Consider the following 12,201-nt stretch of genomic DNA (forward strand, 5'->3'; position numbering starts at 1 on the left):
AGCCCGCTACACATTTTTAGTGGAAGAAGTGGCGGGTACCGGTCAGGTACATGGTCACGCCAGCAGCCTTAGCCGCCTCGATAACTTCCTCGTCACGGATCGAACCGCCCGGGTGCACGACGGCACGCACACCGGCATCCAGCAGAACCTGCAGGCCGTCAGCGAAGGGGAAGAACGCATCGGATGCGGCAACCGCACCGCGGGCACGCTCGTTACCTTCACCGCCGAGAGTGTTCGCACGCTCCACCGAGAGCTTGCAGGAATCCACGCGGTTCACCTGACCCATACCGATGCCCACGGCGGCACCGTTATCGGCAAGCAGAATAGCGTTGGACTTGGGCGAACGCAGTGCACGCCACGCGAACTCGAGGTCACGCAGGGTTGCCTCGTCCGCTGCCTCACCGGCAACCAGGGTCCAGTTCTTCGGGTCGTCACCCTCAGCCTGCAGGCGGTCAGCTTCCTGGAAGAGTGCGCCACCGGAAATGGGGCGGTACTCGATAGCCTCGCGGGCAAAGTTCTCGGGCAGAACCAGCAGGCGCAGGTTCTTCTTCTCACGCAGGATCTCCAGCGCCTCAGGCTCGAAGCCGGGAGCCACAATCACCTCGGTGAAGATACCCTTGACCGTCTGAGCCATAGCGGCGGTCACCGGGCGGTTAGCAGCAATCACGCCACCGTATGCGGACAGCGGGTCGCAAGCGTGCGCCTTCGCGTGAGCGTCCGCAATCGGGTCAGCCGCGCCGGGGGTTGCCACAGCAATACCGCAGGGGTTGTTGTGCTTGATAACGGCAACAGCCGGCTCGTCAAAGTCGTAAGCGGCACGCAGAGCGGCGTCAGCATCAACGTAGTTGTTGTAGCTCATCGCCTTACCGTGCAGCTGCTCCGCCTGAGCAATACCGGGGGCAGCGGCGGGGTCAGAGTACAGGGCGGCACGCTGGTGCGGGTTCTCACCGTAACGCAGGGTCTCGCTGCGCTCGAATCCCAGGCCAGCGTACGGGGGCCAGAAGTTAGCGCCCTCATCCTGCAGGAACTGGGCTGCAGTCCAGGTAGCCACAGCGGTATCGTATGCGGCGGTGTGGGCGAATGCGCCAGCGGCAAGGCGGCGGCGCTCATCCAGGGAGAAGCCACCGTTCTTAGCGGCCTCAACGGTGCGCGCGTAGTCGGCGGGGTCCACAACAATAGCGACGGCGTCGTGGTTCTTCGCGGCAGCGCGAACCATGGAGGGGCCGCCAATGTCAATCTTCTCGATGATGGCGTCCTGATCGGCGCCGGAAGCAACGGTCTCAACGAAGGGGTACAGGTTCACAACCACCAGGTCGAACGCCTCAACGTCCAGCTCGTTGAGGGTGTCGATGTGCTCCTGCTTGCGGCGGTCAGCCAGAATACCGGCGTGGATGCGCGGGTGCAGGGTCTTCACGCGGCCTTCGAGGCACTCGGGGAAACCGGTCACTTCGGTAACCTCGGTGACGGGTACGCCTGCTGCCGCGATGGTGGATGCGGTGGAGCCGGTGGAGACCAGCGCGACGCCAGCCTCGTGCAGGCCGCGGGCGAACTCCTCCAGACCGGTCTTGTCGTAGACAGAAATGAGGGCGCGGCGCAGGGGCACGCGATCGAGCTCAATGAGAGACACAAATACTCCGATGCTTTAGACGTGCACGCCGGCTCTCGGCGGCACAGCTGGTGGATGGACGTAACCTGCCAGGATCGACAGGATATGTGTGGGGGTATTCCCCGCCGCTGTGCACCTTCCCCTCAGGGGTACTCGGGTGCCACAACGGAACGTGTGTGGGCGGCGGGGTGTGAGCTCGGCTCATTCCGCCGCGAAAATCTAGTGGGCGGAACTAGCTGTCAGATGCAGCGCTGTCAGATACAGCGCCGTGAGATTCAGCCAGGGATGCGATGGTCTGCACGAGCAGGCGGCGCTCCTGCACCTTAATGCGTTCGTGCAGGGTTTCTTCGGTGTCGTCATCCAGAACGGGCACTGCCGCCTGGGCGAGGATGGGGCCGGTGTCAACGCCCGCATCCACAAAGTGGACGGTCAGGCCGGTAATCTTCACACCGTGCGCCAGGGCATCACGCACGCCGTGCGCGCCCGGGAAAGAGGGCAGCAGAGCGGGGTGGGTGTTAATAATGCGGTTGCTGAAACGCTCGACCAGCTGCGCATCAACAATGCGCATGAAGCCGGCGAACACAATGTAATCGGGGTCGTAGGAAGCGATCTTTTCTTCCAGCGCGCGGTTCCAGGAGGGGCGGTCGGCGTAGTCGCCGGGCTGCACCAGGAAGGTGGGTACACCAGCCGCCTGGGCACGTTCAATACCCAGACAGGGCTTGTCGGCGCCCACTGCCGCAATGTCGAGGGGAAGCTCGCCCGCTGCTACAGCGTCGAGGATGGACTGAAGATTCGTTCCGGAGCCGGATACCATAACCACAATTCGCACCCGACTAGTATAACCCGTCTCACACCCTTATCCAAAGGGGTCAGAGGCTCACAACACAACTCAAGCCCAAAGGCGAGTGCAGAGAAACCCCGGCGGGAGAAATCCTCGCCAGGGTTAGCCGGGGTTCGCCGGGGTTCACCGGGCGCAAACTCAACAGGTCGCGAGCTCAATAGGCTGCATACTCAATAGGTCGCGGGCGGGCGGGGCGGTACCCTTATAGGTATGTCTACTCCCCCGCAGAACACGCCGAACAACATGCCGCAGCAGCCCACCCCGAACAACGGTGCACCGCAGAACCAGCAGGTTCCGCCGCGAGCGCCGCAGCAGGCACCGCAGAACATGATGCCGCAGCATCGAGGACCTCAGGGCAAGAAGCCGCGCAAGCCCATCGACCCCATCGAACAACAGAAAGCGAATATTCGCACCTCGCTCATGCTGATCGTTGCCGCACTGGTCATTTTTGCGGCGTCTTCCTTCGTGCTCTCCACGATGCCGCTTTTCTTGGCGCTCTTCCTCTTCGCGCTCGCCGGCATCGCCCTGAGCATTATTGCGATCGTGCGCACCGCAGTGTACCGCGGCCCCTGGTTCTTCTACATTGCCGCGGGCGTCAGCATTATCTACGGCGCCATGACCCTGCTCGGCGGCATCGGTCTTGCCTTCATGCCCGGCGCGCAGGAGTACCGTGAGTGCCGCGCCGCCGCGCTGACTCAGACCGACATGTACACCTGCGACCAGAAGTTCCAGGGCACGATGGACAAGCTCACCGGCGCGTCCAGCTCTAGCTCTTCTTCCGCGCACTAGTTCTTCGTGCGCGCGTTAGAACCATGGGACTTCGAGGAGCTGACATCCAGCGGGGGCAGCTCCACGGTAGAGGCCTCATCGGTCACCAGCGGAAGCACGCCGGTCTGGCTACGAACCTCAAAGATGCGCTTCATCGCCTGATCAGCAGAGAGAACATCCAGCTCGCGATCCACAAAGTCGCGCTCTGAATCCTTCTTCTGCTTCTTGCGTGCCGCCTTAGCCGCCTTCTTCGCCTCGCGCTTCTGCTCACGCTCATGCGCGCGGTCGCTGGCACGGTCGCTGGCACGGCTCTGAGCGGAATCCTGCGCGGCGGATTCAGCGTAGGGGGCATCAGCTGAGCCGTCCTGCACTGAGTCACCCTGTACTGCGGCAGGCTGCTCAAGACCAAAACCGAAGTACGCCATGATGCGGCTCGCGCGGCCCTTCGAACGCGGTGCCTGCTCTGCAGACTCATCGACAGCGCGCTCACGCTCCACAGGTTCAGTAGCCTCGTAGACGGGCTCCTGAACCAGCTCGCGGGTCTCCTCATCGGAGGGGTCGTGAGCGTACAGGGCCGGCTCATACGCAGGGTGTTCGTACGTAGCGTGCTCGCTGGAGGTAGGCTCGGCAACATCCTCAACCTGCGCAGAGTCAGCGTGGGCAGAGTGCAGGTAATCGACCTGCTGAATGGCCTCAATCGGCTCGTACTCCTCAGCGGGGCTCTCTTCAGCAGCAGCCTCTTCGGAGACAGCCTCCTGAGCAACGTCCACAGCAGGTTCCGCTACTACAGGCTCTTCAGGCGACACTTCGCGCTCTGCAATAATCTCGGCGAAAGCGTCTGCCGCCGCGCGCTGCGCCAGCTGCTCAGTCGCCTCCACGGGCACGGCAACCACCGGCTCCTGCGGATGCACCGGAACGTGACCGGTCGCTACCTCAGATACAACAGACTGCTCAGGCTCAGAGACATTCTTCTCAGAAACCTTCTTAGAGGTAGCCGCGCGTGCCGCCTCCTCAGCTTCACGTTCAGCAGCCTCACGCTCTGCCGCTTCCTCAGCTTCACGTGCTGCGGCTTCCTCAGCCTCACGCTCCGCACGCTCTGCACGCTCCTGCGCACGCTGCTCACGACGCTGTGCAAAACGCTCGCGGCTCTGGGCAAAACGCTCACGGGTCGAGGTAGTAAAACTCATCAGACGCTCACCCAGGTTCGGGCGCTCATCCGCAAAACGAGGCAGCTCACGGCTGCTATCCGGCACCAGGGCGCGGCTCAGCAGCATACCGAACGTCACGCCGGCACCCACCGTCAACGCGGTATGCGCCGCAAAAGTCAGCGGCTCAGCACCAACCTCCGTAAAACGACCAATACCCAGAGAGCCATACGAAATCCAACCCAGCCACAGGGCACCAAACGACGTCAGAATACCGGTCATCACACCCAGCACCACGGCAGAAATCAGCGCAGACAGCGGGCGGAACGGAACCTTCAGAGCAACCCACTCATCCAGATGATCCTCGCCCTCACGCAAGAACCACCAGCCAGCAATCGCACCGGCACCCAGCGGCACCAGCAGACCCACCAGGCCGAACGTGCCCATCGACTCGGGCACAGCACCCAGAATCGGAAGCATCGGCAAAGTACCAACATCGCTACTGGTCAAACCAACAGAGGTACCCGCACCAAAGGAGAAACCGGCACCGGTCGACCACGCAATCGCATAAATCACCAAGTTCGGCAAGAAACCCAGCTGCAACAGAGTCACCGCAGTATCACCCACAGCGCCGGCGTGCAGTTCCTGATAGGTGGCAACAATCTGCGACCAGCCCGCCAAAATACCGATACCCAAAAGCACCGCACCCAGACCAATCAGCGCCACAAAAGCAACCACCGCAGCACGCACCACAGCCCAGGCGTACGAACCCGCCCAACGCGAATACTGACTCATCTGCGAAATCTGCTCCGCAGTATCAACACCCACCATGCGCGAGAGCGAACGCGCCTCACGGTAGCCACCCCACATCAGACCAGCCACCACAATACCCAAAGGCACCAGGGCAGCATTCAACGCCTGAAGAGGCTGCGGATGCGGGCTCGCCCAACCGTACATCGCCGAACTAATCAGCGCATAGGTCACCGAACCGGACAGCACCGGAATCAAAAACTCACCCTCATACGAGGCGCGCGCCAGGCGACGACCCGAACGATAACAGAGCAGCAGCGGCAGAATACTCAAACCCAGCGGCACCAGCGTCATCGTGCCGGCAGAAGCACCAAAAGCAGCCGCAAGATCCAGGGGAACACCGTGCATCAGAAGCCACAGGTGCGCCGACATGGCGGCCACGGAGGAGAACTCCATGTCGCCAAAGCCCTTGGTCGCCCACACGGCAGACATCGCCGCAAACACTGCAACAGCAGAGAACAGGGCAGTAACAATTAGCTCAACAACACCCTGAAGCCACAGAGGCATGGGCATGGAATAACGAGAGATAGGTGAGGTGCTTTTCATCGTCCTTCAATCATGCCACGAATTAACGACGAAACCCGCCTCCGATTAACACTCGAAAGCGGGTTCTCACAACTATTCACACAGGGATTCATACAGGGACGCACGCGAGGAGGCGCATCCGGCAAAGTTTTAATCCTCAGTCCACGGGTTGGAAGCCTGAACACCCCAGGCGCGGTACACCTGCGCCTTAGAAGAAATCAGCTCCAAATCATAGGCACTCGCACTCGCCGCCATCAGACCCTCCAGGGCGGCGGTAGGCAACGGACCGGCATCATCACGACCCACGGCATGCACGCCGCGCGGCGCCTGACGGCCAGCCCACTCGAGGCTCACGCGCGCATCCACATTAATGACGTGGTCGCCAAAGCGCTCAAGAAGTTCGGTAATCCAACGATCAGTTTCCGGGTAGGGGTACAGGCCCTTCAGCTCACCAATACTCAGCACAGAAATGTACATGTGTCGGAACGAGCGGCGGCGCAGAAAAGCGACCACGGCGGGGTCTGGATCCGCCTTACGGATCTCCGCAAGAACGTCGGAGTCCAGGAGCATACCGGAGAAATTCATACCCCTAATGCTACGCTACGCGCAGACCGGCGTACTCAATAGCGGGGATGCCCTCGGGGTTGGGCAGAAGAAGGAAGTTCAGGAACTCGTCGCGCTTAGAAGAAATGCGGGAGTAATCGTCAATGCTGACTGCGGTGTATCCGCCTCGCGCGGGGACAGCTGCGGCACGCAGGCTTTCCTGGTAGGAGCGGGAGGGGTTCAGAGAGATTGCTGCTTCGGTTGCAGAGCCGTTGTACATGTGACAACCTGCGCCGTGAGTGGCGCGATCCTTTCGCGTTGCTCTTGTCTGTACCAATTACCACCGGTTATTCCGGTGGTGAATACAAACCGCTTCGTCATCCGAGCCACCCGTGAACATGGGGTTGGCGTTCGACCATAGTCGGAGCTTATCAGTCGAAACTCTTGAAGCTGGGTTTAGCTTACAGCATTTTCTCAAGTTAAGTAAAGCGTTTTTTGAAAGAGATTTAGATTATTGGCGTTTTGGCTTGTGGAAACGTTTTAAATGGCGGGAATTTTTGATACTGCGCGGAATATCTTATGTGAATACCGGTGTTTTTATGCGGTGAAAACTCCCCCACCAAAAATACGAAATACGCCCCAAACCACCGCTCAATAGTCGCCCCAGCAACCAGCTCGGCAGTCAGCCCTGCAGCCGCCAGCGCGTGACCGGCGACAAGGCGCAAGCCCGCACAATACGCGATAATGAGCTGGTGAGCGCCAACAACCCCTTCCCCGAAATTCCCGTCACCGTACCGCAGATCATTCGCCAGGCCGGGCACCGCACCTACCAGCGCGGTGTCGCCTACCAGCGCAACCGCGAAGTCATCCGCTACAGCTACGACGAAGACAACAGCACCCTCACCGGGCTCGTCAACGGAAGCACCATCATCCCCTACGAAGTGACCATTCGCTTCTTCCCCGCCGTCAGCGGCTCCGCAACCTTCACCGCCCGCTGCACCTGCCCCGTGCTCACCGATTGCAAGCACGCCGTAGCGCTCATGCTCACCGCGCTCGACCGCGCCTCCGTAGCGAAAAAGGCACTCAGCGAACACCCCGGACCGGTCGGCGTACCCGGTGCTGCAGCGAAGGGTGCGGCAGAGGCAAAGGGATCCGCAGGTTCAAAGAGCGCGGATGTTGCGGAGGCGAAGAAGGCCGCCGACCCACTCGCGGCGCTGCGCGCCTCCGGTGCACTCACCACCGCGGCGAAACTGCCCGCGCCCGATGCGGAGATTGCCGAACCCGAAAACCCGCAGGGAAGCCTTGCGCTCAACGAGCTAGGCTCTTCCCCCACTGCGCTCGACCCCACAGCGCTCGATGGCGCCACCTCTAAGATTTCTGCCTGGCGGCGCGACCTCTCCTCCGTTCTTTCCGCACGTCAGGACCTTGCGGGCATTGATTCGATGCGCGTGAGCGGTGCCCTGGATTTCTCGCTGAGCGTCTCCGGCTCCTACGCGCGCGGCCGCAATATGCCCGGAGCAACCCCCAGCATTAACCTGCTCGCCCGCCCGCTCATGGCGTCCAAAACTGGACGCTGGATCAAGGGCGGGCTCAGCTGGGAAACCTTCGCCTCCAGCGTGGGCGGACCCGTCGGGCGGCACGAAATCTACCCTGAACACGAACGATTCTTCGCCGAACTCTACTCGATTGCCCGCCCCTGGCAGAACATGTATTCCTCGCACCGCGACTGGATTTCGATTAGCGCATCTGCCTCCACTCTGCTCTGGGATGTACTCGCCCGCGCGGAGGATATTGGCCTGCCCCTGCTCGTCAACGGTCGCGAGGTGAACTACGCCGTGCTGAGCCCCGCACAGGTGCGCCTGCACGCCGCCGCCGCAGAAGATACACCCGGAGAAGGCGCCGGCCTGCAGCTTCAAGCCGCGCTCAGCTGGGAAGGACGCGAAGGCGAATTGCTGCGCCAGCTCTGGCTACCCGCCGCGCACTGCCACCCCATCGGCACCCCGCGCACCGGATTCTTTGCCCTGGGCGGGCTCGCTCAGCAGGAGTACGAGCAGGCGGCAAAGGCGGTGCACTGGAAGACCGCGCGCCCCGGCGCGCTGGATGAAGTGGGCCGCGAATCTTTCGTGCAAAAGACTGCCCCAAAGGACGCGCGGGAGGTAGCTGCCGAGCCCCCTGCCCCGACCATCAACCCGGCGCAGGGTGAACGGGTGCGCTACTCCCCCGCCGTGCCCGAACTGCCCGAGGGTGTGGAGCTGGCGCTCATCCCCCTGGTTGAGCCGCTCGATGCCGCCTCCGAATCGCTCATTAGCGCAGGAACCGTGCACATTCCCGCCGCGGAACGCGCCACGTTCCAGAAGGAATACCTGCCCGCGCTCAGTCGCTCCATTCCTTCGCTGACCCCCGATCCGGCGCTGACGCTGCCGCGCGTGAAGCCGCCGCATCTGGTGCTTGACATCAGCTTTGACGAGCAGGTACGCCATGACGCGCAGCTGAGCTGGCATTGGGAGTACCCGCTGAACCCCTTCGCGGAAGACAGCGTGGATGAGGACAGCACTGATGAGGCGAGCGCTAAGGAGGCGAGCGCCCAGAATCCTGCGACCGGCTCCGATGTGTACTCCCTGCCCGTTTTCGGCTACCCCGGTGAAGAGGGCGGTGAGGTTCGCGATGAGCGTTTTGAGGCGCGTGTACTGCGTTCGGTGCGCGCTATTCTTGCCGCTCACCCGGCGCTTTCCGGGCTGGAGGAGCGCCGCATCGAAGGCTGGGAGACCCGTGAGTTGCTCAGCGCGATTCTGCCGAAGCTTCGCCGTGTTTCCGCTGTTCAGGTGCGTTTTAACGGCATTCCGCCGCAGTTCGTGGAGGCAACCGACGCGCTCATTGAAATCACCGTGAGCGAGGGCAATTCTCGCGACTGGTTCGGCCTGGGCATTGCTGTGAAGGTCAACAACTGGACCGTGCCGTTCGCCCAAATTTTTGAGGCGCTAGATCGCGGGGCGGACCGTATTCTGCTCGGTAACGGCACCTATTTTTCGCTGCGTCGCCCCGAGTTTAAGACCTTGCGCACCCTCATCGCGGAGGCTCGCGAACTCGACGATGCGGGCGGTGAGTTGCGCATTAACCGTCATCAGGCGGGGCTGTTCTCTGAGCTGGAGTCGCTGGCGGCGAGCGTGCATACGACCGCGCGGTGGGACGCTCAGGTACGTTCGCTGCTGGAGCTGGTTGAGGGCCTGGAGGATACCGAAGAGAGCGCCGAAAAGGGCTCTGAAAAGGCTTCTGACAAGGGTGCTCAGGATTCCCCCGCGCCCCAGAAGGCTTCCCGTCGGGTGATTGCTCAGCGCCCGGTGCCCACCGGCCTGCAGGCGACCCTGCGCCCCTACCAGGTGGAGGGTTTCCAGTGGTTGTCCTTCCTGCACGAGCAGCGTCTGGGCGGTATTCTCGCCGACGATATGGGTCTGGGTAAGACTGTGCAGGCTCTCGCCCTGCTCGCCCACGCGATTGAGGAGCATCGTGCCGCCTCCGAACGTACCGCCTCCGAACATGCTGCCGGGCGCGGTGAGAGCGTCGAGCCGTTCGCGCCCTTCCTTGTGGTTGCGCCGACCTCCGTCATTACCAACTGGGCGGCGGAGACGGCACGTTTCCTGCCCGAGGCGAAGGTCGTGACCATCACCGAAACCACCGCCGGTAAAACCCCGCTGGCTGAGCGCATCGCGGGGGCGCACCTGGTGCTGACCAGCTACACGCTGCTGCGCATGGACGAGGACGCGTACACCGGCTACGCCCGCACGCTGGGCCGCATCGTTGACGAATCCACGGGCGAACTCTCCGCCCCCGAAGGCTGGGGTGCGCTCCTGCTGGACGAGGCGCAATTCGTCAAAAACACCGGCACCCGCGCCTGGTCCATCGCCCGCGCGATGCCCGCCCGCACCAAGATCGCGATGACCGGCACGCCCATTGAGAACAACCTCATGGAACTGTGGGCGCTGCTGGCGATTGTGGCGGATGGCTTGTTCCCCTCCGCCCGCGCGTTCCGTGACCTGTACGCTCGCCCGGCGGAGTCCGGTGAGGACCCGGCGCACGCCGCAGCGACGGCTGCTCGTCTGCGCCGGCGCATCCGCCCACTCATGCTGCGCCGTACCAAGGAGCTGGTGGCGGCGGAGCTTCCGGCGAAGAACGATACGCGCGTGAACCTGCCGCTGGCTGCCGGTCACCGCCGCATCTATGACACGCACCTGCAGCGTGAACGCCAGAAGGTGCTGGGTCTGCTGGAGGATATGGACAAGAACCGATTCACGATCTTCCAGTCGCTGACCCTGCTGCGCCGTCTGGCGCTTGATGCCGCGCTGATTGATCCGGAGGCCTACGCCGGGGTGTCGTCGGTCAAGCGCGACTACCTGGTTCAGCAGCTGCCCGATCTGCTCGAGAAGGGCCACCGTGTGCTGGTGTTCAGCCAGTTCACCGGCTATCTCAAGAGCATTTCAGCGCGCCTGGCGGAGGAGGGCATCGGCCACCTGTACCTGGACGGTTCGACCCGCAACCGCGCCGAGGTCATCGAGACGTTCACGAGCGGTCAGGAGCCGGTGTTCCTCATTTCGCTCAAGGCTGGCGGTTTCGGTCTGAACCTGACCGAGGCGGATCACGTGTTCATCATGGATCCGTGGTGGAACCCCGCCGCCGAGCAGCAGGCGGTGGACCGTATTCACCGCATCGGCCAGGACAAGGAGGTGCACGTCTACCGCCTGGTCGCTGAGGGCACGATTGAGGAGAAGGTCATGCAGCTCAAGGAGTCGAAGGCCGCGCTCTTCGATGCGGTGGTCGGTGAGGGCGAGTTCGCCTCCGCGGCGGTGACGGCTGAGGATGTGCGTGAGCTGTTTGCGCCGGCTGTCGAGCGATAGCCGTCCTCCAGCCTGAGCGATATGTCTGGCACCCGTCATCTTTCGTCACGTGGTTACGCCTCGGGCTAGATTCACGCCCGATTCCGCTGTGGCTCTTCTCAACGGGAGCTCTGAGGCGTAGCCTTGAAGGACTGCTTACGGAGGCGCCGCCTCCCCATAGATTCCAAAGGAGCATCATGAGCTACAACGTACCCAACGTAAAGTTCCACGACGGCCGATCCATTCCGCAGCTGGGCTACGGCGTGTGGCAGGTTGAGGATGAGGTCGCCGAGAAGGTTGTGGGCACCGCCCTGGAGATTGGCTACCGCCACATCGACACCGCCGCTATCTACGGCAACGAGGCGGGCGTGGGCCGCGCTATCGCTAACTCCAGCGTGGCTCGTGAGGATATCTTCCTCACCACTAAGCTGTGGAACTCTGACCAGGGTTACGAGAGCGCGTTTGAGGCGTTCGAGGCTTCCCTGGAGAAGCTGGGTACCGACTACGTTGACCTGTACCTGATTCACTGGGCTAAGCCGCAGCAGGGCCTGTACCTGGATTCCTGGCGTGCGCTGATTGAGCTGCAGAAGCAGGGTAAGGTCCGTTCGATTGGTGTTTCGAACTTCCCCGAGGAGCAGCTGCGCGAGATTATTGAGGAGACCGGCGTGGTTCCGGTCATCCACCAGATTGAGCTGCACCCCTACTTCTCGCAGGAGGCGTTGCGCGCCGTTCACGCCGAGTACGGTATCGCGACTGAGGCGTGGAGCCCGCTGGGCAACGGTAGCGATCTGCTGCAGAACCCCGTGCTGGCTGAGATTGCGGAGCGCCACGGCGCAACCCCCGCGCAGGTTGTGCTGGCGTGGCACCTGGCTAAGGGCACCGTGGCTATCCCGAAGTCCGTGACCCCCTCGCGTATTGAGGAGAACCTGGCGTCGGTGAACGTGAAGCTGACCGACGAGGACATCGCGGCTGTGGATGCGCTGTCCAGCCCCGAGGGTCGTATTGGCGCTGACCCGGCGAACATCGATTTCTAAGCTGGAGCGTAGAAAGCGGGAGCATAGAGTCTCGCGTTGAGGGACTCGAAGCTAGGCAGAG

At 62.5% G+C, this 12,201-nt stretch carries 8 protein-coding genes and 1 riboswitch; of the genes, 3 read left to right on the plus strand and 5 right to left on the minus strand.

All coding sequences use genetic code 11. The features are described from left to right. Positions 1-16 precede the first annotated feature (16 nt). Together purH and purN are read right to left on the minus strand one after the other, a co-directional pair. Entirely contained in the window at positions 17-1,627 is a 1,611-nt protein-coding gene (purH, locus tag ACP3RB_RS06580; RefSeq protein WP_426698850.1) for a bifunctional phosphoribosylaminoimidazolecarboxamide formyltransferase/IMP cyclohydrolase, read from the minus strand. A gap of 211 nt (positions 1,628-1,838) precedes the next feature. Further along, positions 1,839-2,420, minus strand: a complete 582-nt coding sequence (gene purN / locus ACP3RB_RS06585) for a phosphoribosylglycinamide formyltransferase (RefSeq protein WP_426699572.1) — start codon at positions 2,418-2,420, stop codon at positions 1,839-1,841. Positions 2,421-2,657: 237 nt separating this feature from the next. On the opposite strand from purN, the gene ACP3RB_RS06590 reads away from it, so the two are divergent. Continuing rightward, positions 2,658-3,236, plus strand: coding sequence for a 4-hydroxyphenylpyruvate dioxygenase (locus ACP3RB_RS06590; RefSeq protein WP_426698851.1), 579 nt, complete (start codon positions 2,658-2,660; stop codon positions 3,234-3,236). On the opposite strand, the gene ACP3RB_RS06595 is transcribed toward ACP3RB_RS06590, so the two are convergent. The 3 genes from ACP3RB_RS06595 to ACP3RB_RS06605 form a co-directional block, all read right to left on the minus strand. Further along, entirely contained in the window at positions 3,233-5,716 is a 2,484-nt protein-coding gene (locus tag ACP3RB_RS06595) for a cell division protein PerM (protein WP_426698852.1), read from the minus strand. The two genes, ACP3RB_RS06590 and ACP3RB_RS06595, sit on opposite strands and share 4 nt — an antisense overlap. Before the next feature lie 129 nt (positions 5,717-5,845). Continuing rightward, entirely contained in the window at positions 5,846-6,280 is a 435-nt protein-coding gene (locus tag ACP3RB_RS06600; protein ID WP_049341485.1) for a plasmid stabilization protein, read from the minus strand. Positions 6,281-6,290: 10 nt separating this feature from the next. Further along, positions 6,291-6,518, minus strand: a complete 228-nt coding sequence (locus ACP3RB_RS06605; RefSeq protein WP_005506796.1) for a hypothetical protein — start codon at positions 6,516-6,518, stop codon at positions 6,291-6,293. Between the two features lie 35 nt (positions 6,519-6,553). Further along, a riboswitch (SAM riboswitch) is annotated at positions 6,554-6,688 on the minus strand. 254 nt (positions 6,689-6,942) lie between these two features. Between ACP3RB_RS06605 and ACP3RB_RS06610 the strand changes: the two genes are divergently transcribed. Together ACP3RB_RS06610 and ACP3RB_RS06615 are read left to right on the plus strand one after the other, a co-directional pair. Beyond that, a complete protein-coding gene (locus ACP3RB_RS06610; protein ID WP_426698853.1) occupies positions 6,943-11,127 on the plus strand; it encodes an SNF2-related protein in 4,185 nt (1,394 codons plus the stop codon). A 176-nt stretch (positions 11,128-11,303) separates the two neighbouring features. Further along, positions 11,304-12,140 carry an aldo/keto reductase gene (locus ACP3RB_RS06615; protein WP_426698854.1) on the plus strand — a complete coding sequence of 279 codons (837 nt, stop codon included), beginning with the start codon at positions 11,304-11,306 and terminating at the stop codon, positions 12,138-12,140. The last annotated feature ends 61 nt before the right edge of the window (positions 12,141-12,201 follow it).

Source organism: Rothia mucilaginosa, from assembly GCF_049990865.1.
GTDB classification, from domain to species: domain Bacteria; phylum Actinomycetota; class Actinomycetes; order Actinomycetales; family Micrococcaceae; genus Rothia; species Rothia mucilaginosa_I.

Coding starts and splice junctions, on each gene's coding strand:
- purN (WP_426699572.1), bottom strand. CDS start 2,420: ATGGTATCCGGCTCCGGAACGAATCTTCAGTCCATCCTCGACGCTGTA.
- ACP3RB_RS06590 (WP_426698851.1), top strand. CDS start 2,658: ATGTCTACTCCCCCGCAGAACACGCCGAACAACATGCCGCAGCAGCCC.
- ACP3RB_RS06595 (WP_426698852.1), bottom strand. CDS start 5,716: ATGAAAAGCACCTCACCTATCTCTCGTTATTCCATGCCCATGCCTCTG.
- ACP3RB_RS06600 (WP_049341485.1), bottom strand. CDS start 6,280: ATGAATTTCTCCGGTATGCTCCTGGACTCCGACGTTCTTGCGGAGATC.
- ACP3RB_RS06605 (WP_005506796.1), bottom strand. CDS start 6,518: ATGTACAACGGCTCTGCAACCGAAGCAGCAATCTCTCTGAACCCCTCC.
- ACP3RB_RS06615 (WP_426698854.1), top strand. CDS start 11,304: ATGAGCTACAACGTACCCAACGTAAAGTTCCACGACGGCCGATCCATT.